The organism is Mesorhizobium sp. P2_A8 (assembly GCF_056404935.1).
The window spans coordinates 386,392-407,479 of the sequence record NZ_JBFUDB010000007.1 but is presented as its reverse complement, the minus strand read 5'-3'; the positions used below and the strand labels follow the sequence as shown (position 1 = coordinate 407,479).

Annotated in this window: 26 protein-coding genes and 1 tRNA gene; 18 read left to right on the top strand and 9 right to left on the bottom strand. The window is 60.5% G+C overall.

What is annotated here, in order from left to right:
- Positions 1-148: 148 nt before the first annotated feature.
- From AC1D10_RS22560 to AC1D10_RS22530, 7 genes are all read left to right on the top strand, one after another.
- The gene (locus AC1D10_RS22560) at positions 149-817 is read left to right on the top strand and encodes a hypothetical protein (RefSeq protein ID WP_477275712.1); all 669 of its coding nucleotides are present in this window, start codon (positions 149-151) and stop codon (positions 815-817) included.
- 41 nt (positions 818-858) lie between these two features.
- Positions 859-1,275, top strand: coding sequence for a hypothetical protein (locus tag AC1D10_RS22555; RefSeq protein WP_477275710.1), 417 nt, complete (start codon positions 859-861; stop codon positions 1,273-1,275).
- A complete protein-coding gene (locus tag AC1D10_RS22550) occupies positions 1,272-2,291 on the top strand; it encodes a hypothetical protein (protein WP_477275708.1) in 1,020 nt (339 codons plus the stop codon). Before AC1D10_RS22555 ends, AC1D10_RS22550 begins: the two co-directional genes overlap by 4 nt.
- 357 nt (positions 2,292-2,648) lie before the next feature.
- Positions 2,649-2,873, top strand: coding sequence for a hypothetical protein (locus AC1D10_RS22545; RefSeq protein ID WP_477275706.1), 225 nt, complete (start codon positions 2,649-2,651; stop codon positions 2,871-2,873).
- 97 nt (positions 2,874-2,970) lie between these two features.
- Positions 2,971-3,861: an ATP-dependent DNA ligase gene (locus tag AC1D10_RS22540; protein WP_477275704.1), complete on the top strand. Its 891-nt coding sequence runs from the start codon at positions 2,971-2,973 to the stop codon at positions 3,859-3,861.
- A gap of 1 nt (position 3,862) precedes the next feature.
- Complete coding sequence (locus AC1D10_RS22535; protein ID WP_477275702.1) at positions 3,863-4,072, top strand: hypothetical protein; 210 nt, start codon at positions 3,863-3,865, stop codon at positions 4,070-4,072.
- A gap of 595 nt (positions 4,073-4,667) precedes the next feature.
- Entirely contained in the window at positions 4,668-4,793 is a 126-nt protein-coding gene (locus AC1D10_RS22530) for a hypothetical protein (protein ID WP_477275701.1), read from the top strand.
- Between the two features lie 97 nt (positions 4,794-4,890).
- On the opposite strand, the gene AC1D10_RS22525 is transcribed toward AC1D10_RS22530, so the two are convergent.
- A complete protein-coding gene (locus AC1D10_RS22525) occupies positions 4,891-5,079 on the bottom strand; it encodes a hypothetical protein (protein ID WP_477275699.1) in 189 nt (62 codons plus the stop codon).
- 643 nt (positions 5,080-5,722) lie between these two features.
- On the opposite strand from AC1D10_RS22525, the gene AC1D10_RS22520 reads away from it, so the two are divergent.
- The 4 genes from AC1D10_RS22520 (at position 5,723) to AC1D10_RS22505 (ending at position 7,197) form a co-directional block, all read left to right on the top strand.
- On the top strand, positions 5,723-5,887 hold the full coding sequence (locus tag AC1D10_RS22520; protein ID WP_477275697.1) for a hypothetical protein: 165 nt from the start codon (positions 5,723-5,725) through the stop codon (positions 5,885-5,887).
- 90 nt (positions 5,888-5,977) lie between these two features.
- On the top strand, positions 5,978-6,202 hold the full coding sequence (locus AC1D10_RS22515) for a hypothetical protein (protein WP_477275695.1): 225 nt from the start codon (positions 5,978-5,980) through the stop codon (positions 6,200-6,202).
- Between the two features lie 329 nt (positions 6,203-6,531).
- The gene (locus AC1D10_RS22510) at positions 6,532-6,954 is read left to right on the top strand and encodes a hypothetical protein (protein ID WP_477275693.1); all 423 of its coding nucleotides are present in this window, start codon (positions 6,532-6,534) and stop codon (positions 6,952-6,954) included.
- 111 nt (positions 6,955-7,065) lie between these two features.
- A complete protein-coding gene (locus tag AC1D10_RS22505) occupies positions 7,066-7,197 on the top strand; it encodes a hypothetical protein (RefSeq protein ID WP_477275691.1) in 132 nt (43 codons plus the stop codon).
- 52 nt (positions 7,198-7,249) lie between these two features.
- Here AC1D10_RS22505 and AC1D10_RS22500 read toward each other — a convergent pair whose 3' ends face one another.
- Positions 7,250-7,549, bottom strand: coding sequence for a hypothetical protein (locus tag AC1D10_RS22500; RefSeq protein WP_477275689.1), 300 nt, complete (start codon positions 7,547-7,549; stop codon positions 7,250-7,252).
- Positions 7,550-7,683: 134 nt separating this feature from the next.
- On the bottom strand, positions 7,684-7,887 hold the full coding sequence (locus AC1D10_RS22495; protein ID WP_477275687.1) for a helix-turn-helix domain-containing protein: 204 nt from the start codon (positions 7,885-7,887) through the stop codon (positions 7,684-7,686).
- Positions 7,888-7,997: 110 nt separating this feature from the next.
- Between AC1D10_RS22495 and AC1D10_RS22490 the strand changes: the two genes are divergently transcribed.
- Together AC1D10_RS22490 and AC1D10_RS22485 are read left to right on the top strand one after the other, a co-directional pair.
- On the top strand, positions 7,998-8,240 hold the full coding sequence (locus tag AC1D10_RS22490) for a hypothetical protein (RefSeq protein ID WP_477275685.1): 243 nt from the start codon (positions 7,998-8,000) through the stop codon (positions 8,238-8,240).
- A 147-nt stretch (positions 8,241-8,387) separates the two neighbouring features.
- On the top strand, positions 8,388-9,008 hold the full coding sequence (locus AC1D10_RS22485; protein WP_477275683.1) for a hypothetical protein: 621 nt from the start codon (positions 8,388-8,390) through the stop codon (positions 9,006-9,008).
- 275 nt (positions 9,009-9,283) lie between these two features.
- Here AC1D10_RS22485 and AC1D10_RS22480 read toward each other — a convergent pair.
- Positions 9,284-9,357, bottom strand: a tRNA-Gln gene (locus AC1D10_RS22480).
- Between the two features lie 188 nt (positions 9,358-9,545).
- Positions 9,546-10,478 (bottom strand): lysylphosphatidylglycerol synthase domain-containing protein, encoded by a 933-nt coding sequence (locus AC1D10_RS22475; RefSeq protein ID WP_477275681.1) that lies wholly within the window; start codon positions 10,476-10,478, stop codon positions 9,546-9,548.
- 378 nt (positions 10,479-10,856) lie between these two features.
- Between AC1D10_RS22475 and AC1D10_RS22470 the strand changes: the two genes are divergently transcribed.
- Together AC1D10_RS22470 and AC1D10_RS22465 are read left to right on the top strand one after the other, a co-directional pair.
- Positions 10,857-12,206, top strand: coding sequence for a Ppx/GppA phosphatase family protein (locus tag AC1D10_RS22470; RefSeq protein ID WP_477275679.1), 1,350 nt, complete (start codon positions 10,857-10,859; stop codon positions 12,204-12,206).
- 22 nt (positions 12,207-12,228) lie between these two features.
- A complete protein-coding gene (locus tag AC1D10_RS22465) occupies positions 12,229-13,020 on the top strand; it encodes an RlmE family RNA methyltransferase (protein ID WP_477275677.1) in 792 nt (263 codons plus the stop codon).
- Positions 13,021-13,036: 16 nt separating this feature from the next.
- Here AC1D10_RS22465 and AC1D10_RS22460 read toward each other — a convergent pair whose 3' ends face one another.
- Entirely contained in the window at positions 13,037-14,458 is a 1,422-nt protein-coding gene (locus AC1D10_RS22460; protein ID WP_477275676.1) for an MFS transporter, read from the bottom strand.
- Between the two features lie 291 nt (positions 14,459-14,749).
- Here AC1D10_RS22460 and guaB point away from each other — a divergent pair, with 291 nt between their 5' ends.
- The 3 genes from guaB to AC1D10_RS22445 are packed head-to-tail and all read left to right on the top strand — an operon-like array spanning position 14,750 to position 17,270.
- The gene (guaB, locus tag AC1D10_RS22455; RefSeq protein WP_477275674.1) at positions 14,750-16,252 is read left to right on the top strand and encodes an IMP dehydrogenase; all 1,503 of its coding nucleotides are present in this window, start codon (positions 14,750-14,752) and stop codon (positions 16,250-16,252) included.
- Positions 16,203-16,826, top strand: a complete 624-nt coding sequence (locus tag AC1D10_RS22450) for a hypothetical protein (protein ID WP_477275673.1) — start codon at positions 16,203-16,205, stop codon at positions 16,824-16,826. Before guaB ends, AC1D10_RS22450 begins: the two co-directional genes overlap by 50 nt.
- 24 nt (positions 16,827-16,850) lie before the next feature.
- Positions 16,851-17,270, top strand: a complete 420-nt coding sequence (locus AC1D10_RS22445) for an MAPEG family protein (protein ID WP_477275671.1) — start codon at positions 16,851-16,853, stop codon at positions 17,268-17,270.
- 49 nt (positions 17,271-17,319) lie between these two features.
- On the opposite strand, the gene rnd is transcribed toward AC1D10_RS22445, so the two are convergent.
- The 3 genes from rnd to AC1D10_RS22430 form a co-directional block, all read right to left on the bottom strand.
- Entirely contained in the window at positions 17,320-18,471 is a 1,152-nt protein-coding gene (gene rnd / locus AC1D10_RS22440; RefSeq protein WP_477275669.1) for a ribonuclease D, read from the bottom strand.
- Positions 18,472-18,546: 75 nt separating this feature from the next.
- Positions 18,547-19,791, bottom strand: coding sequence for an MFS transporter (locus AC1D10_RS22435; RefSeq protein ID WP_477275667.1), 1,245 nt, complete (start codon positions 19,789-19,791; stop codon positions 18,547-18,549).
- A gap of 156 nt (positions 19,792-19,947) precedes the next feature.
- Positions 19,948-20,955: a LacI family DNA-binding transcriptional regulator gene (locus AC1D10_RS22430; protein ID WP_477275845.1), complete on the bottom strand. Its 1,008-nt coding sequence runs from the start codon at positions 20,953-20,955 to the stop codon at positions 19,948-19,950.
- Positions 20,956-21,088: the final 133 nt, after the last annotated feature.

The window sequence follows — 21,088 nt, the reverse complement described above, 5'->3', positions numbered from 1 at the left end:
TGGCGGTTCACGCTATACCGGCACGACGAGCGCTTCGGCGCTCAACGATCAGACCGGGCTTGGCTCCCGAAATCTCCCCGCTTCCCCTACGAACATATCAGTCACTACCGCTGGGCCGAACAGTCGAACCTGCGCCCATTTGGATGCTGTGAACCAGGATTTCACCGGCTCCGTCATGTCCAACTTCATAGCGGCCGGCAGTGGCTACATGATTGCCTCTTTCTTGTTGTGGGCCACCGCCGGAACTAACAATCTGGTTTTGGGCGATGGTAACACGAACCTCGGCCTCTACTTGCAGGCAGGGAAGATCAATTCCTACAATCAAGGGCAATGGGCACCTGCGCTCGGTTCAGGTTTTGCCACGGCCAACAGCACGCCATACGTCGCGGAATGGCGGCACGAAGGAGGCAACCTCTATTGTCGCCTCAACGGTGGGTCATGGTCGGGCGCTACGGTCTCCGGCAACTCCACGCTCACGGGTGCGCTCAACATCGGCGGTAAGGGCGGTTCCGGGCCAGGCTCCAATAAATTTCTTCGAGGCCGCCACATGGTCGACCATTCCGGCAACCGGCACACAGGATGCTGTCGTGGCAGATTTCAAGGCGTGGGTTGGCGCCTAACCCACCCCATCCAGCCCGCCGTGATTGACCGGCGAGCGCCAATCAGCCAGCGCTGCCGCCATGCCTTGTTGCGGGGGCGGCTGATCATGATTTGGGAAGGGCCAAAGGCGTGGTGGGGACTAAATGCGGATTTCAATACTGTCATACACATAAAACGTGGCGAAGAAACTTACGAAATCTTGCACAATTTGGATTAAGGGAGCACACCTGCAAAAAAATCGCCGGGGGAAATTTAGCAGTGCCGTTCTCGCCAAAGGAAAAATTGCCAGCAGAGAAATGCCCGCCCGACGACGCGATAGAGCTTTCCGGCCTTTATGTACGCCTGATAGAGGGTCCTGCGATTGAGCCAGAGTGCTGCCTTTCTTTCAACGCACTAGGTAAAGAGAATAAGAAAAAGGTGGACCCGTGTATCTGGGCTGCCTGCTCGCTCGTCAAATGGGACGTCGAATGGGTTGACGGTCCGGAAGCCAGGGTGCGCGATTTCGCCATCGCGGCGGGAGTTTTTAAATACAAGAAATACGGTGCATTGATCAAACTTTCTCCAGCGGACGGACTCGCTCACAGTGGTTCGGAGGATTCTCCCCATGTCAGCTTCTGGATGGCGAAGGATTTCGATCTGCAAAAAGCAGTCGTTAAGGTTGTGAGCTTGACATGAAACAGCGCAGGAGAATGCGAGCGAGTTTCGTTCAAACGCTAGTCTACTATGATGGACCTGTCTTGGCACTTTTGCAGAATCGTAAGGGCAGTAACGTCCTAGCCTACGTTATCCGTGAAGACATCGAAGGATACAGTGAGCCCTACATCGCAAAGCTAACCAACGAGAAGATTCTAGCAGATTATCTGGAGCAAAGGGTTGACCTCAGTTATTTGATGAGGGCCAAGGGCGGGGAGCCTTATCTATTTGATTGGGCAAATTTCGATGACGAAGTCGTCATGGTCCCGGCCGAAGAGGTAATTGAAAACATCGAAGATGTTCTCCCTCCAGCAGGGATATTTTCCAGGAATCACACTGAAGCAATTAAAGGGCTGACTGTTACCAGCCTCGTAAGCCACGCTTTCAAAATCGATGGGCGGTGGTCCGCGAACGATTTTTCGCGGTTCTACTCTAAGCTCGCTGACCTCTACAGTCTCTTTTCCTATTTGGACGAAATGAGGGACTCCACAGGTCCTTTGGCGCAAAAGCTAGTCGATAAAATCGCGAAATACCCATGGCAGCGCGGCGGGAGCTATCTCGGTTTCTTCCGCGATATAGCTTCAGAGTCGAGGGACGAATATCCCCTCCAAGTTTCCAAGATCAAGTACGCTTCTCCTGGGCAGATTGAAGTCAAGGGGGTGAAAAGCTCCCTCGACCATATCGACTCTTTGGTCCTCACCTTCGACAAGCTCAAGCCAGGCCTTTCAACAACCTACCAAGAGCTGCGCGGTATTTTGGAGCGCGATGGCGTGCTGGGATCCGACGATAAGGATTTCTCACTTAGGCCCGTCGCCAATTCGGCAAAGGAAAGGGCAGACAAGCTGCTCTCAAGTATGGGTGTCGCGGACACGGATGCAGTTTTGACAGCCTGCCAGAACCATCTTGTCACTTACTCCAAAATCGCGATGGCTATTTACCGACGCGGCGAGGAGTTCCATAAATTTCACGCCGAAGGGCGCATGCAGTTGCCAAGCTAGTCGGGCCGCAACCAACCCATCCGCTGCTCGTTGACCCTATGCTGGTTGATCCCAGCGCACTTCAACTTGCCCGCCCGTACCCCATTTCGGGCGGGCCTTTTTTCCGACCGTTGGAACATTATCGCACGGACGACGTTCGGTTGGATCACTGTCCCCCAGTGACCCTCGTAGATCTGGCCCGCTGCCTCACGGTGGCGGGCTTTTTTGTTTGCGCTCCGGGAACTTCATTCGAAACGGCGTATTGATTTTGCGGCAGCTAGTCCTTGAAACGTTCCGGCTGCTGACCGGTCGGCCCGCGTCCGCCACAAATGGGCGCGGGCCAATTGCGTAACGAGTAACTTTGCGAATGAGTAGGTCATGGCCAGTTCCGCCACCAGCCAGAATTCGAAACGCGCTGCGGTGCGCAAGGCGCTTGAGCGCCATAAGGTCTACATTACTACGCAGAGTTTTGCGGCTGGGGCCTACCAGGCACGCGTGCTGGTCAACGGCGAGGCCTACTGGGTCGATGAACTGCGGCTGAGCCAGCTGCAGCAGGGCCTGTCGCCGGCCGAGCTTGAGTTGACACCGGCCACCGACGACTGAGAGGCGCGCACTGGGGACTCGTTTCAGCGTCGGCTAATGGAACGGAAACGTTTCGCATCTATTGAATCAAATTCGAGTTTTGCGTGGTGGAGTTCCGATGCGTAACGGGGTTGGCGAAGCCCGGTTGAGGTTCATCAAACCCCAGGAGCCGATCCTGGTCCAGGAGCCGCCTGTCAGCGACGATTGGATGCACGAAATCAAATATGATGGGTTCCGCACCCAGATCATCCTCGATTGGGCCGGCGCCCGCGCATTCACCAAAAACGGGCACGACTGGTCGAAGCGTTTCTGGCCAGTGATCGACGCGGCGGAAAAGCTTCCGGCAGAATCCTTCGTCATTGATGGCGAGATGATCGCACCGGAACCGGACGGCACCCCAAATTTCCATCAGATGCACTCGCGCATGACTTGGAACGCCGAACTGCTGGCATTCGTAGCCTTCGACATCATGCACCTCGACGGCCAGGATCTCCGCCCATTACCGGCGCTCGATCGCAAGGCCAAGCTGTGGGACCTCGTCAAGCCGGCCACGGGGATCATTCAGTATTCCGAGCATGTCGAGGGCGGCGGTGCAGCATTCTTCCAGGCGGTCGAGAAGATGGGGCTGGAAGGCATGGTCTCGAAGAGACGCGGAAGCCCCTATCGGAGCGGACCGTCCGATTCCTGGGTCCAGACGAAATGCTGGGAGATTGGCGAGTTCGAACTGCTAGGCGTCAAGCGCGAGCCCGGTAAGCCGCCGATGGCGCTTATGGCGCGCGGCGGTAAATATGCCGGCTCGGCGTTCATCTCGGCCAACCGGTCTGTCAAAGAACGCCTGTGGAAGCGGGTACAGCAAGCGAGGGCCGAACAGCCGCCCGGCGTTCCCAACGCGGTGGCGAGTCCAACCGTCGAATGGCTCAAGCCTGGGATTAAGGCCCAGGTGAAGCACCTGCGCGGCGAGGCGAAGTTGCGCCACGCTTCTCTGCAGGATTTTCGGGAGGAGCATTAGTATGCCTATCAGACGAAAAGCCGTGGATGCCGGGATTTTTGATCCTGCCGAATTGGCCTTGCTGGGGAGGGTTTTCGCGCAGATGAAAACCCCTGACCAATCAGCCGATTCTCAGAGCAGACTGGCCTCTCGAATCATCGCCAATTTTATGGCCGGCGTGGTTGACGAAGCGGAGCTCATCGAGCTTTCAAGGCAACCTTTGGGCCGCTAAATCGTGCATTCCCGGTTCTGCCTCGTGCACCAACGATGCCGGCTTGGCCGACTGATCGGCACTGCGCTATATCAGCCTCATGGCGGGCAAGAACTGGACGTTTCAATCTCTGATCGACGGCAGGATGGCGGTGACGGCTCACTGTCACAACTCGGCCTGTCACCATAGGCAAGCGCTTGACCTGTTGAAGCTCCGCGACCGCTTCGGCCCAGACGCGCCGGCCATGGAATGGGATATTCGACCGAAGCTTCGCTGCAAGAAATGCAACGGCAACGAAGTCGGGCTGATCTACACACCGGACACAACGCCGACCGGGTTCCGGGAAGCCAAGGGCAGCTAATGGGTAGCGCTCAAAGCCGCGTTGACCAATCGGGCGCGTCGGCTTGCATAAACCAATAAATCGCGATCACGAGCAGGACCGCCAACACGGCCAGCCCAATCCAGATTGTAAGCTTCGTCTTGTTCATGGCAGGCAGGTAATCAGTCACCGCCCGCGCCGCAATTCAAATGGCCGTGTGTTGCTCTACGGCTGGGTAGCGCCTAGGGAACCATTCTCCGTCGCTTGCCGTTAGGTCAGTTGGAAGGGACATCCAACATGATTGACGATGTAGGCAAGCCGCCTAAAGCGGACAATGGATTTGCAGTGCGCCGTCTGGTCGATGAGACTGGCGTTACGAATGCTCAAGCCGTCGAGCTTGTCGCCTTCCTTGGGCTCAATTGAGCGTCTCTGGTGCGAGAGGCCCGGATACTGAAGAAGCCTTAAAGAGCCGAACGACCCTATCCAGCCCTTCAAGGCTTAGCATTTCTAAAAGTGCCGGCTATTTCCGCACAATCCATTCCAGCAAGTCGGGGTCAATGACATTACTGCCCGTAAAGTCGCGAATCAAAAGCGCGGCTTCTGTCCGCCATTTGATTTCGGGAACGTTCGCTTGGCTGACTGATTTTACGAAGATGCTGCGTAGAATATCGCAATCCAAAGCCGATATCTTAAAGCCTGGCTGATCCATGATGCCAACTCCCATTTAAGGGCGGGGAGCACAACGAACTCTCAATCACCGATGCCCACAATGTCGCCGGCGACGATGCGATTCATATCCCCTTCGCTCATGGGTTCAATAGAATTCTAATGTACGCTTTTTACCAAAGGCGCATCGGCCCGTTTCAATACGTCAAAGTTAAATGCGGCGCAGTTGCAGCCTTGCTAATACGACGACGGCGGGGGGCTGCTCGGGAGGAGCCAGCCCATGGAAATACGAGACCTGGTTGCGAAGATGTCGGCTACGCTGCTGAAGCGCCGCGCCAACACCCTGTCGGTGTCGATTGGACCGATCCGCGCATCCTTGGCCGACATTCCGCCCAAGCCGCAACAGAGGCCAGTGTATCGGCCATCGCCTCCGATTCGGCCAGCCAGCAACATGTAACCCGAAGAGTGTTCGCGGGAGAATGGCCGGCGCCTTTTTGAGCGCGGTCCTTGGTGGGATAAAGGGGACGGCCAGATCAGCCTCGGCTTGACGGAACATTAGCAATCTCTAACTATTTTTGCTTGCGGCAAGCGATGCTCACCCCATCACTGCCTTAAGATCGGGATCTTCACCGGCTCTCGATCGGCCCGCCTCCGCAAGCGGCGCGGGCTTCTCTGCAGGGAAAGCGATGCCTGAAACGCCCGTCACAACCTACGTCGTAAACGTGTTCGAGGCGCCGCATTGGCGCACCGTGCTGTCGACCAAGGACAAGCAGAAGGCGTTCGCGATGGCGAAAGAGATCGGCGACAAGGTGAGGAGATCACGCCGAAGAGACTCGCGAAATGCGCAATAGCGAGTATTTTATCTTCGTCGGCGCTCGTGAGGGGCATTCGCCGATTGGGAGACTAGCCTGCACTCTCGCCCATTTTTGAGGGAGGCAGAGTTGCTACGTATCCCGCAAAGCCAAATCCTGAACCCGGAGGATTTAGAGACCTGTCAGCGTGTATTCGACCAGATATGGGCCGAGGCAGGGGCTGATTACGTGGATGGCGAGATCCTGGCGTCAACCGTGCTGGCTATCTTTCTGAGCGGCATGACTGAGGATGATGCTGAATTGCTGGCTGCGGCACGCGCGCGCCGCAAAGACTTCATGAAGCTACCTAGCTGACCCAACGGTAGGGGATGGCGCAACCGCGACTGGATGCCGACGTTCAGTTGAGGAGCACCGCCGATAGGCTAATTGCGCGATTGCTAATATGCTCTAATTTTATCAATGCGGGGAACGAAACCCCTTTCCCGCAGTGGCCGGCGCGGCCGCACCGCCAAGTTGCCCCAGCCGCACCGGCCACTCCCCTCGGCCTGACATACACGCCCGACACCAGTCCAACCGGCTACGGCAAAGGTGGATGACAGATGGCAAGCGCCAAGCAGATGCATACCTGCTAACATGAACCGTCTCGCACATTTCACGCGTGACCAAACATCTGGGAGGATGCGATGAAAACCATGAATCGCAGGTCTGCAATTGCGCTCGGTGTGACGGCAGCCGCCGTATCGCCGTTATTCACCTTGGTGGCATCTGCGAAGGTCAAGAAATACGGCCCGAAGGAAGGCAAGGAGATTGCTCCAGGCGTCAGGGTCGTGGAGGTAGGCACAGGAAACTCCGACATTCCTGCCTACAAGAGCATCTCAGTTGTCGACGTCGTGTTTCAGCCCGGAGCGCACGCTCCCGCGATGATGATGGACAACGACATGGTCTGCACGATCACCGCTGGTGCCTTCACGATCAAGAAAGCGGATAAGGAATTCAAGCTTGAGGAAGGCGGCATATACACGTGCACCAAGGGCAAGACCGACGAGGCGACCAACACAAGCAAGGTGGTCGGTATACATCGTATCGCAGTCTTGATACCTGCCTAGAATTGAAGTTCCCCGGCCGGGACTGAATCGCCTGACCGGGGCTCTGCTACGCTCCCGACCTTATGAATCACCGCTGATTTCTTATGACCAACGAGCCCACAACCCTACATCGTGAGCGTGTTTGAGGCGCCGCACTGGCGCACGGTGTTTGTCACGAAGGACAAGCAGGCTGCCTTCGCCACGGCGAAACAGATCGGCGACAAGGTTAGGGTCGAGGAGATCACCCCGAAGGTGAAGAAATAAAAATCCCGCCGACGAGCGTGCCGGCGGGCTTGGCTGTTTATGGCGCAGATTTTTACATCGCCATTTTTTCACATTCGGCCTGAGCCTTTTTTGTCGAAGTGTCGATCATGTAAGCTTTGCCCTTGGCGTCGGTCATCATCATAATGCAGTGCTTGATTGGCTTGGCCATTTTCATCATCTCGGCGCCCATCTTTGCATCCGGCATCATCGTTCCCATGTGCCCATCGGGCATGATTGCCGTCACTTCTCCGCCCTTCATCATTGACATTTTGCCCATCGTGTCTTCGGCAAGTGCTTGCGAGGCGGAAAGACCGAGGAGGCCGATAATGGCAAAGAGTTTGATCGATTGCATCTACTTCACTCCCATTTGGTAGGGCATGATTACCCCTTACGGGGTTCGCAAATGCAAGCCGGAACGTTACTCCAAAACACGAACACGTGATCATATCTGACGCTGGCGTGAGGTTGCAGCACTCGCACAAGCGGTTATGTCTTCTTCAACCGCACCCCAGCGCCGCCACCGTTCTCGGCGATGAACTCGACGCCAGCAGATTCGAGAGCAGCGCGGATGGCGTCAACCGTGCTTTCTCGCATTGCTTCGCCGCGCTCAAGACGAGCAATCGTGTTGGGTGACACGTCGGCTTTCACCGCCAATTCTCGCACGCCGAGGCCAATTGCCGCCCTCGCCATTTTGCACTGCGCAGCGTTCATTAGTAACCCTGTTACTTTTTAGCTTGATGTGAATCAGATCCTGAAGCTATAGTAACCCTGTTACTAGACATGCTCAAGGAGCAACTACAATGCCGAAACTCACGTTTCCGGCAACCGGCGAAGCTATGCCCGCTGCCGAGGTAATGCCAATCGTCGGAAGATTTTCAGGCCGCGTCATCTTGGGTGATGTCGCCGTGCAGATGGCCGCTGCGGCACTCCAGATCGAGCGAGACACCGCCTCGATCGCCGCTGCCCTGGCGATCATTCACGGCGGTCAGTACCGCGTCCAGATCAGCCATGATGTCGAATATGTCATGGTGGTGAGGTCATGACCTACCTCGCCATAGCCATGCTGCTTGCCGCAGCAGCCCTACGCACGCGTCTTGGGCGCCTGCACCTAGCATTGAGGCTGCTTCGCCTCTCCAACGCCCTGCACGGCGCTGGCGCCCGCATAATCGACAATGCGGAGGCCGATCGCCATGGATGACCTCGATCTCACCAAGAAGGCCGAGGCCTATGTCGCGGCGAATTATTCCCAGCCGGAAGAATTGCCGCCGCCACTCCTCGTCGACTGTCAAAGCCGGCGCTCTATCGCGGATTCGATCGAAAGGCTGATCGACAAGCTCGACGCCATGTCGCCGGACCCGGATCTTGAAGACACGGCCGACGACGAACCGTCTCTGGGCTGGTCGGCGGGCTATGGTGGCGGCACCGACGACCGCGAAGGCGACGAGTGCGACTATGAGGAAAGCGGCGACGAGCACGACGTTTCCGCTACCGCCAATTGGTCAAAGGGCGGGCATTGGTGCGAAGACGTCGAGGAAGAGAACGAGCACGGCGGCGACATCTTGGACGAGCCGCACGACGACCAGGGCGAGGCAGAGCCGTTTTTGGGATGGGGCAACGCCACCGGACAGACCGGAGTAGGCGTCGAAGGCTGGACCGCTACCGACAATGAAAGCGGCGGCTGGAACAGCGGTCTAGGCTTCACCGGAGAGGGCCACGATCAAGCGAGGGAAATGATCCGTGGGCTGCGCCGTCCCGAACCGTCTTTGACGATCATTGGGCCGGCGTTCCCGCTGTTCGATTTCCGCCGCTGACATCGGGCAAATTTGCACGATGTGGCCCGCTGCCTCAACGGTGGCGGGCTTTTTCATTGGCACTGCAAGGCTAGGTTCCCTTTGCGGAAGATGGCCGAACATCAAGAGAACAAATCCGCTTTCTCGTGTTGCAGTCGTGTTGCACGGAGTACGCGGGAGCATTTTGTAATGCTTGGGAAAACAAGGTGTTAGCGGGAAGCAAGTTGCAATCGCCATGCAACACAAACCGCAGCAAGAGCCAACAACTAAGCAATTGATTTTACTTGGCAAATCAGTGGCTGGGGAACCTGGATTCGAACCAGGACTAACGGAGTCAGAGTCCGTGGGTCTACCGTTAACCTATTCCCCAGCAGGCGCGGTCATGAACCGTGCGGGCCGAGCGGCTGAGCCGCTTGAGCGCTGCCTTGTAGCCGCCACCGGAAAATAGTCAAGCCTGCTCGGCAGTTCAATTGGGGCAATCGCAGAAGTTTGTGCTGCCCCTCATGCGCCTGCCGGCACCTTCTCCCCGCGAACGGGAAGAAGCCCGGTGGCGACGCCTCAGCTCTCGGTCCGGCTGAACTGCGAGCGTTCGAAGAACAGCACGATACCCAGGCCGAGGAACAGAGGGATGATCAAATAGAACAGCCGGAACACCAGCAGCGCCGCCAGCACGCCGACCGGATCCATGTCGGATAGCCCGGCCAGGAACACGACTTCGAACACGCCGAGGCCGCCTGGCGCGTGCGATATCTGCGCGATCGAGAACGAGACGAGGAAGATGCCCAGCACGACGAAATAGCCGGGATTGTGGGCCACGGGCAGGGCGAAGGAGATAATCGCGGTAGCGGCCAGCAGCTCGATCGGGCCGATCAGCAATTGCCGCGCGACGATCGGCAGCGCCGGATAGTGCAACTGGAAGCTGGCGATCTTCAGCGGGCGCAGATGCAGCCAGCTGCCGAAGATGTAGGCGGCGACGAGCAGCAGCATCACGATCCCCGCGGCCTCCGACAGGCCATGATGGGCAATGCCGGAAAACCGGTCGAGAATCTCAGGCTCGAACACCAGCACAAGGCCGGAGGCGAGGATCGTCGACAGGACGAAGGTGATCCAGCAGATCGCCACCAGGATGCCGACATCCTGGCCGGTCAGGCCCCTGGTGCCGTAGGCGCGGTAGCGGATGACGGCGCCCGAGAACACCGAGCCGCCAATGTTGTGCGACAGCGCATAGGTGGTGAAGGAGCACAAAGTGACGAACAGCCACGACACCTTCTTGCCGATATGCAAGAGCGCGATGTGGTCGTAGCCGGCGAGCGAGGCATAGGCGATGACCGAACTCAGCGCGGCAAGGATCCAGCCGCGGGCTGGAATCGCGGTAATGCCGTCCCAGACATCGTCGAGCGAGATGCCGCGCAGTTCGTGCCAGAGCAGCAGCAGCGAGAAAATCACCGCCGAGATGCCGACGACCGGCCAGAAATAGCGTCTCCAGTTCATTGCCTGACTGCCATGCGTTGCGGATCCGCTTCCTTTTCTGTCGAGAGGCCGGTTGCGCCGGATTCTTCCGCTCATTTCAGAAATGCCTCATTGAAGCCGGCTATTCAACCGCGAACGCTTTACGTGGCGGCAGCCGGTAGATTTGTCTGCGTCGAGGGCGGCTGGAGGGGGCGCCATTCGGCGTTGCGCCTACCAATCCAGGCTTACGGGTACATTGCGTCGCGCGGCCGCAACGACGGTTCGCACGCCCAGGCGGCAAAATTCGACCGGCGGCTCTTGGTGATCGGGCGCAGCACTGTTAGTCTGGCGGCAACTTAAAACACGCCAAAGCGCCTGCTGCGTCCGTCATCGGTTCGCGCGGCGCCGGAAGGAACGACAGTGGAAGACCGCGACACCGGCGCCGGGGCGCCGGAGGTAGGTGCGTCCAACGCTTCCCCAGGGCCAGCTGGCTCGTGGCGGCAACGCCGCCCGACGGAGTCCCGCTCCGCCGACGGGCAGGCGGGCGACGCAACCCATCCCCAGAAGGGCAAGCCGAAGAAGCGGCGCAAGCGAAGGCGCGGGCGCAAGGTCTTTGCGCGCGATGAAGCGCATCGCACAGAGAATCGATCGCCTGTGCCCGGCAACGCCCCTGCGGCGGCGGAAGCGACCAAACTGCCCGATTTGGTTGTCCTGCCCGCCGCTGCGCCGGCACGGCACGAACAGGGGACCCGTCGGCCGCCGCTGCAGGAGCTTCCCGTATTTGCGGCACTCGACCTCGGCACCAACAATTGCCGGTTGCTGGTTGCCGTGCCGACGCGGCATGGCCAGTTCCGCGTCATCGATGCCTTTTCGCGCATCGTCAGGCTGGGCGAGGGGCTGACCGCCAATGGCCGGCTTGGCCAGCCGGCGATGGACCGCGCGGTCGAGGCGCTGAAGATCTGCGGCGACAAATTGCGCAACCGCAAGATTCGGAAGGCCCGGTTGATCGCCACCGAAGCCTGCCGTTCGGCCGAAAACGGCGTCGAATTCCTCGATCGGGTCGAGCGCGAGGCCGGCCTGAAGCTCGAGATCATCGACCGCCAGACCGAGGCACGACTGGCGGTTTCCGGCTGCGGCTCGCTGGTCGAGCGCGACACGCAGGGCGTCGTGCTGTTCGATATCGGCGGCGGCTCGTCCGAAATCGCGCTGATCGACCTCGCCGGCCGCCGTTCGCCGCGTCTCGCCAACCATATCGTCTCGTGGACATCGCTGCCGGTCGGCGTCGTCTCGCTGGCTGAGCGTTTCGGCGGCCGTACGGTGACACGCGAAATCTTTGCCGCCATGGTCGACGACGTCGCCGGCCGTTTGGCCAGCTTTGATGGCCGTGATCGGCTGAGCCATCTCAAGGCCAGCCCGAATTTCCATCTGCTCGGCACGTCGGGCACGGTGACGACGCTGGCCGGCGTCCACCTCGACCTCGAACGCTATGATCGCCGGCGTGTCGACGGGCTGTGGATGGACCGCCACAGCGTCGACCGCATGGTCGAAAAACTGGTCGGCTGGGATTTCCAGCAGCGCTGCGCCAATCCTTGCATCGGTGCCGATCGCGCCGACCTGGTGCTGGCGGGTTGCGCCATACTGGAAGCGATCCGTGCGGTGTGGCCGTCGGAGCGACTGCGCGTCGCCGACCGTGGCCTGCGCGAGGGCATATTGAGCGAGCTGATGGCCGATGACGGCGTCTGGCGCAACGATGGGCGCAGCAGGGCATGAGCCCGAACCGAAGAAATAAGCAATGACCAAGAAACCGGAAAAACCAGGTTCTGCCAGCATTCGCGTGCTGAAGACGCGGATCAAGAAGAAGAGCGGCCTGAAGGAATCGTCGCGCCGCTGGCTGCAGCGCCACATCAACGATCCCTATGTCCAGCGCTCCAAGGCGGATGGCTATCGCTCGCGCGCGGCCTACAAGCTGATCGAGATCGATGACAAGCACCATCTCCTGAAACCCGGTATGAAGGTGATCGACCTCGGCGCTGCCCCCGGCGGCTGGTGCCAGGTCGCGGCCGCGCGCACGAAATCGACGGCCGACAAGCCGCATGTCGTCGGCATCGATTATCTGGAAATGGATGCGGTGCCCGGCGCGCCGGTGCTGTTGATGGATTTCCTCGATCCGCTGGCGCCGCAAAAGCTGGCCGAGGCGCTGGGTGGCGATCCGGATGTGGTGCTGTCCGACATGGCGGCACCCACCACCGGCCACAAGCGAACCGACCATATCCGCACCATGCATCTGTGCGAGGTGGCGGCCGATTTCGCGCTGTCGGTCCTGAAGCCGGGCGGGCATTTCCTCGCCAAGACCTTCCAGGGCGGCGCCGAAAACGAACTGCTCTCCATGCTCAAGCGCAACTTCCGCTCGGTCCATCACGTCAAGCCGCCGGCGTCGCGTGATGAATCGGTCGAGCTTTATCTGCTGGCGAAGGACTTCAAAGGACGAGAGGCCGGTCCACCGTCAGGCGGATCGGAACGCCCAGTGGACGTTCCTAAGGCCTCGAGCGCTGGTAGAGATAGCGAAGGGCAAGGCGAGCCCTAAGCCTAGGCCAGCCGGTTCAATTGCCAGGCGGGCTGGCCGTTTCCAGCGTCTTGGGTGTGGTCAGCCGGCCATGGCCTGAGACGGCGTTGCCGGCATCGGGCGCCAGCCGTATGAACGATAGCGACGCGGCGGCGGAAATCGCGGCCACGACGAAAAACGCGGTGTGAAAATCCGCCAGCGTCAGCGACCTGTCATTGAGGGTCGTCGACACTTCCAGGATACCGCCTGCCACCGCCACGCCAAGCGCGATCGAAAGCTGCTGGGAGACAGCGGCAATCGGCGTCGCCTTGCTGGTGTCCTCAGCCGAAACCTCCGCGTAGGCAAGTGCATTGACGCCGGTGAAGAACATCGAACGGATGAAGCCGCCGACGAGCAGCATGGCCAGCATCAGCAGATAGGGTGTCTCGGGTGTGAACAGGCCATTGATGGCGATCGAAGCCGCAGCGACCAGCGAGCCGACGACCAGCACGCGGCGGAAGCCGGCGACGCGGAAGACCAGCGCGGTGACGAATTTCATGCCGATGGCACCGATCGCCGAGACGAAGGTGATCATGCCGGACTGAAAGGGCGTCAGTCCGAAGCCGATCTGGAACATCAACGGCAACAGGAACGGTACGGCGCCGATGCCGATGCGGAACAGCGAACCGCCGAGAACCGAAGAGCGGAACACCTGGTTGCGGAACAATTCGAGCGCGAGCAGCGGATTTCTGGCGCGGCGCGCATGCAGCAGATAGAGCGCGCCAGAAAGCAGACCGACCGTCACGGTGATGATGCCGACGAGCGGCGGCAGATAGGGCAGGCTGACCACCGACAGGCCGAACACCACGCCGGATGCCGCCAGCCCGCTCAGCACGAAACCGATGAAATCAAGTGGCGGGTTCGCCGTCGGTTCGGTCTCCGGCAGGAAACGCGTCGCCAGCCAGATGCCGATCAGGCCGATCGGCACATTGATCAGGAAGATCCAGTGCCAGGTGAAATAGGTGGTGATGAAGCCGCCGACGGGCGGCCCGACCAGGGGTCCGACCAGCGCCGGAACGGTCAGCCAGGACATCGCCGCGACGAGTTCGCTTTTCGGCGTCGCGCGCACCAGCACCAGTCGTCCGACCGGCGTCATCATGGCGCCGCCAATGCCCTGCAGGAAGCGCGACACCACGAAGGCCGGCAGCGAACCGGAAAGCGCACAGGCGATCGAGCCGACGATGAAGACCGCGATAGCGGCGCGAAAGACATTCTTGGCGCCGAAGCGGTCGGCCATCCAGCCACTGATCGGAATGAAGATCGCCAGCGACACCAGATAGGCCGTCAGCGCCAGCTTGAGCGCGATCGGGCTGGTGTGGATGTCGACGGCAATCGCCGGCAGCGACGTGGCGATAACGGTCGAATCCATGTTTTCCATGAAAAGGGCGACCGCCAGGATGAGCGGGATGGTGCGATTCAAGGAACGCGTCCAGACTTGAATGTTGCGTCGCCGAGTGCATGTCGGCCTTGAGGCGGGCGGTTACCATGCCTTCGCTGGGATGTCGCATTAATTTGCTGTCACATTTGTGCGACCGGCAACCGTAGGTGGCGTTCTTTCGGCGAAGACGTCACCTTTCCGGGAGCGTGAAATCATCGGCTTTTCATCGGCCGCGGGACGTGTTACGAGCCAGCGCCAATCCTGAAAGGGAAGAAGACGAGTCGGCGCTGTCCATTCTGGTCAAGCGCTTTTTCTGTATTCCGAGGACTGGCCATGGCAAAAATCATCGAAACGTCCACCGGCGCGCTGGCGCTCACCTTTGACGACGTGCTGCTGCAGCCCGGTCATTCCGAGGTCATGCCTGGCGAGACCGATGTCCGCACCCGCATCGCCGGCGACATCGACCTCAATGTGCCGATCCTGTCGGCGGCGATGGACACCGTCACCGAAGCGCGGCTTGCGATCGCCATGGCCCAGGCCGGCGGCATTGGCGTCATCCACCGCAATTTCTCGCCGGCCGAGCAGGCCGAGCAGGTGCGGCAGGTCAAGAAGTTCGAATCCGGCATGGTGATCAATCCCGTCACCATCGGCCCCGACGCCACCCTTGCCGACGCGCTTTCGCTGATGCGCACCTATTCGATTTCGGGCATTCCGGTGGTCGAGAATGGCGGCACCGGCGGCCAGAAGATCGGTCGGCTGGTCGGCATCCTGACCAACCGCGACGTGCGCTTTGCGTCCGATCCGGCGCAGAAAGTCTATGAACTGATGACCCGTGAGAACCTGATCACGGTCAAGGAGAATGTCGACCAGGACGAGGCCAAGCGCCTCCTGCATCAGCACCGTATCGAAAAACTGGTCGTCGTCGACAAGCAGGGTAATTGCGTCGGGCTGATCACCGTCAAGGACATCGAGAAGTCGCAGCTCAACCCGCACGCCACCAAGGACGCGCAGGGCCGCTTGCGCGCCGCCGCCGCCACCAGCGTCGGCGATGACGGTTTCGAGCGTGCAGAACGCCTCATCGATGCCGGCGTCGACCTTCTGGTGATCGACACCGCGCATGGCCACTCGCAGCGCGTGCTGGACGCGGTGACGCGCGCCAAGAAGCTTTCCAACTCGGTTCGCATCCTGGCCGGGAACGTCGCTACCGCCGAAGGCACGCAGGCGTTGATCGATGCCGGGGCGGACGCCGTCAAGGTCGGCATCGGCCCGGGCTCCATCTGCACCACCCGCATCGTTGCCGGCGTCGGTGTGCCGCAGCTTTCGGCCATCATGTCGGCGGTCGAGACGGCGAGCAAATCAGGCGTCTCGGTGATCGCCGATGGCGGCATCAAATATTCCGGCGATCTTGCCAAGGCGCTCGCCGCTGGCGCCAGTGCAGCCATGATCGGCTCGCTGCTGGCCGGCACCGATGAAAGCCCCGGCGAGGTCTATCTGCACCAGGGCCGCTCCTTCAAGGCCTATCGCGGCATGGGTTCGGTCGGCGCCATGGCGCGTGGCTCCGCCGATCGCTACTTCCAGGCCGAGGTGCGCGACACGCTGAAACTGGTCCCGGAAGGCATCGAGGGGCAGGTTCCCTACAAAGGACCTGTGTCTGGTGTGCTGCACCAGCTTGCAGGCGGGCTGAAAGCCGCTATGGGTTATGTGGGCGGTCGCGATCTTGCCGATTTCCGCGAACGCGCCACTTTTGTACGCATATCCAACGCCGGACTTCGTGAAAGCCACGCCCATGACGTCACGATTACCCGCGAAAGCCCGAACTATCCCGGCGGAGCCTGATCCGTACGGGCTCGGGCGGAGCCTGACCGCAACGATCCTGCGGCTGTCACGCCACGCGGGCGCGCTTTGTTTCCTGTCGGCGGCGGTTTTCATCGCCATGACGGTGCTGGAGTTCTTCTATTTCCGCCAGTTGAGCGGCGGCCTGGCGTCACTCGACATGCGCTTTCTCGGATTCACGCCGGACGAAGGCATGGCCTGGCTGACGGCGCTCGGCCGGCGCGGTGGCGAGATCATTCTCGTCTGGCACTATCTGACCTTCGATTTGTTGTTCCCGGCGCTGTTGTCGGTGACACTGGTCAGCCTGATTCTGTCCACCGGCCGGCGATTGAAGAACTTCCGCGTGCTGCCGGGGCAGTTGCAGTCGATCTTCGCGCTGATTCTGGTGCTGCCCTACACGCTGGCCGACTATGCCCAGAACATTGCGGTGGCGCGCCTGCTGTCCGATTTCCTGTCGGCCAATCCGGATTCGCTGTCTCTCGCTTCGGCGCTGATCGTCACCAAATTCGCACTTCTCGCGCTCCCGCTGATCGTCATTGCCGCTTTCTGGCTGGCGGGCCAGAGGCGCCAGGCTTGACGCCAAACAGGGCAGGGGCACTTCATGAATCAGACCACGATCTTCTGGCCGATGCTGGCGCATGTGCTGCTGATCTATATTGTTTACGTCGTGCTGGGTCGTCGCAGATACGGCGCGGTCAGGTCAGGTGAAGCCAAGGCCGGTCAGTACAAGGTGCGCTCGACCGAACCGGCCTCCAGCATCACCGTCGCCAGCAATCTCATCAACCAGTTCGAATTGCCGGTGTTGTTCTACGTGCTGTGCCTGACGCTGCACGTGACCAACGGCGTCAACTATCTGACCCTGGCGCTGATGTGGATTTTTGTCGCGTCGCGCTATTTCCACGCCTGGGTTCATCTCACCAGCAACAATCTGCGGCTGCGCAGCCGCTCGTTCTTCGTCGGTGCGGTTGTGCTGGCGCTGGCCTGGATCTGGTTCGCGCTGCATCTGCTGGGAGTGGTTTGAGCTTCGCCAGCTCCCCCTTCTCCCACAGGGGGAGGAGGGGAGGCCGACGCTAAAGGTCGAAGACCGCAATCTTGCGCTTGTCGAACTTGATGCCGATCTCGCCGCGCACCAGCTTCAGCGCTGCCTCACCGAACACGGCGCGGCGCCAGCCCTGCAGGGCGGGGACGTCGGCCTCCTCGCCCTCGGCCGCGATGCGGTCGATATCGTCGCTGGAGGCCAGCACTTTCGAGGCGACGCCTTCCTTTTCGGCGACGATCCTGAGCAGCACTTTCAACAGTTCCGCCGCCGCGCTCGAGCCCTCGGGCGGCTGGAAATTCTTCGGCAGCTTCGGCATCTGTTCCTTCGGCAAGGCCAGCGCGGCGTTGACCGCGCCAAGCAGCGCCGTCGCCGTCGAGGAGCGCTCCCAGCCTTTCGGCGTCGTCCGCAGCTTGCCAAGGGCTGCCACGTCGCGCGGCGCCTGCTGCGCCACCTCGTAGATCGCGTCGTCCTTGAGCACGCGGCCGCGCGGTACGTCGCGCTCGCGCGCCTCGCGCTCGCGCCAAGCCGCCACGGCCTGCACGATCGCCAGTTCCTGCGGCTTGCGTAGCCGCATCTTCAGCCGCTTCCAGGCGTCCTCGGGATGCGGATCATAGGTCTCGCGCGAGGTCAGGACCTCCATTTCCTCGTTCAGCCAGTGAGCGCGGTTTTCCCGCTCCAGCTCGGCGCTGAGGTGCTGATAAACCTCGATCAAATGGGTGACATCGGCCAGCGCATAGTCGAGCTGCTTGTCGGAAAGCGGCCGGTGGCGCCAGTCGGTGAAGCGCGATGACTTGTCGAGCCGCGCGCCGGTGATCCGCTGCACGAGCTGATCGTAGGAAACACTGTCGCCGAAGCCGCAGACCATCGCCGCCACTTGCGTGTCGAACACTGGATGCGGAACGAGATCGCCGAGATGGACGATGATTTCGATGTCCTGCCTCGCTGCGTGGAAGACTTTGACGACGGCTTCATTGGCCATCAGCTTGAAGAACGGCTTCAGGTCGATGTCGGGCGACAGCGGATCGATCAGCGCCGTCACGCCGGGTGCGGCCATCTGGATCAGGCACAGGATCGGCCAAAAGGTCGTTTCTCGAATGAATTCGGTGTCGACGGTGACGAAATCCGACTTTTCGAAAGCGGCGAGAACGGTCTCGAGTTCTTTCTGGGTGGTGATGACGTGCATCAAATCGCTTTTGGCAGGAGTAAGGTCTTCCTAGATTTCAGCCGGAAGCGCGTTCGTCAAGCTTTGGCGCCATCGTCATGAGGATCCCGGCTCGTCGGGATCATTGTTTCTTCTTGCCAGCCGCGCGAAAACCGTCGAGGTGCGCAACAGGGCGGTGAAGCGGCTGCGCTTGCCTGCCGGGACGCTGGAGCGGGCCTGCATCCGGTAGAGAATGACGGCGATGAAGATCGCGTAGACGACGGCGCTGAACACGAACAGCGCGCTCGGCCCGAAATACTGCATCGCGGTGGAGGCGGCGAACGGCCCGCCGATGGCGCCGAAGGAATAGAACAGCATCAAAGCCGCGTTGATCAGCACGAACTCGCCGGCGTCGGCGCGGTCGTTGGAATGCGCCGCCGACAGCGAATAGAGCGGCATGGCGAAACAGCCGAAGATGAAGATGATGACAAAGTTGAGTAGCGGATTGCTGCCGGCGATGAACACCAGCGCCAGTGCTGAAAACATCGCGCAGCAGGTGGTGATCAACAGCACCCGGCGCCGGTCCCAGCGGTCGGAGAGGTAACCGAGCGGATACTGGATGATGGCGCCGCCGAAGATGCCGACGCTGACGAAGGTGACGACATCGGCGACCGACATGCCGATCTGCTCGGCATAGACCGGCGACAATGTGCGAAAGGCGCTGTTGGTGACACCGACGGCCATGCAGCCGAAGCAGCCCAGCGGCGAAATCCGCCAGACGCGTGCCAGGTCGAGCTTGACGTCCTCGGGCGGCGTCGGGTTGGAGCGGTCGCCGAGCGAGACCGGCACCAGCGAGAGCGTGATCATGATCGACATGATGGCGAAGATGGTGAAGCCACCGGCGCCGAAGATCGGGATCAGGAACTGGGCGCCGGTCACGGAACCGGTGTCGACCATCCGGTAGATCGCCAGCACGCGCGCCCGGTCGTGGTTGCTGACGCCGGAATTCAGCCAGCTTTCGACGATCGTGAACAGCCCGGCAAAGCAGAAGCCGCCGGCAAAGCGCACCGCGCACCACATCACCGGATCGAGAACCAGCACCAGCAAAAGCGTTCCGACCGAGGCGATTGCCGCCAGCGCCGAAAATGCCCGGATATGACCGACCGCCTTCATGATGCGGGTGATGGCCAGGCAGCCGAGCAGGAAGCCGGCGAAGTAGAAGGTGCCCATCAGGCCGATGTCGGAGGCGGAAAACCCTTCCTGCGCGCCGCGCAGCGCGATCAGCGTGCTCTGCAGCCCATTGCCGCCGAGCAGGATGCCAGCGGCGAGCAGGAGCGGGATCAGCGGGCGGATGGAGGACATGAAGGAAAACAACCGCTTGTCGTTGATCCTTCTTGAACCATCGTCTCCCCCAACGCCAGCGGCAATTCCAACGGAGCTCGGCCACGCTGACAACCACGCTGCCAAATAAGGGAGATCGTCTGCCCTTTGCTGTGGCGTTCGGCCCGCCTGCGCCTGCTAGGCCGAGCTTCGCAGCATTAGTTCGGCGTTGAGCAGGATGCGTCCACTGTCTGGTTTGGCCGGGGATTTTTCATCCAGCCGCTCCAGCAGAAGTTCGATGGCCAGGCGGCCGATCTCATTGTAGTTCTGCGCAACGGTCGTGATCGGCGGGCAGGCGTAGCGCGACAAGGGATGGTCATCGTGTCCCGCGACCCGCATGTCGCAGTCCGCCCCATGGCCCACCTTCAGGCCCAGCTGATAGGCGGCCGCGATCACGCCGAAGGCAACGCGATCGTTGGCGCAAAGCACGGTCCTGGTCGGAAACCCTTGCCCCTTCAGGATACGAAGCGCTTCGTCAAAGCCGAATTTCTCGAAATCCCACGATCGCACGTCGACGACGGGGACGATGCTCGGCGTCATCTTGAACTGCTGCATGGCCTCGACATAAGCGTCCTGCCTGGCCGAGGCATTGTTGTTGACCAGCGGCATGGCAAAATAGCATGGCGGCTCGCCGGACCGGCAGAGATAATCGACGATCAGCCTGAAACTCTGCCTGTTGTCGGTGCCGACGAAAGACGAGGTCTCGTCAAGCGGCGAGTCGACATAGATCAGCGGGATGCTCGATCCGAGTTCGGCCAGGATCCGGTGATGGGACTGCACGCCGAGCGGCGCGATGATGGCACCGGCAATGTTCATCGACTTGAATGTCTGGATCGCCTGGTCTTCCATTTCGGCACGTCCGTCGGAAGACAGCACAAACGCCAGGAAGCCGGCTTCGTTGGCGATCGTTTCGATGCGACGCGTCAGCGCCATGTAAAACGGATCCGTCGAGTTCGGTATGATGACGCCGAGAATGTTGCTGCGGCGGCGATTGAGATTGACGGCGAACATGCTCGGCCGGAAGCCGGACTTCCTTTGCGCGGCCTCGATCACGTTTCGAGTGTTTTTCCTGACCGAGCTGGGATCGTTGAAATATTTGGAAACCGTCGTGCGAGACAAGCCGACAAAGGCCGAGAAGTCCTCCATCGTCCTGATCGTCTTTGCCATTCACAGGCTCCCTGCTCGTATTGCCGTCGCCACTGTCTACTTGAGTCACCTTTTCGCGGAAAGGAGGTGGGATGTTCTTTCCGAGCGCAGGAGACCGTCTGTGGCCCATGGG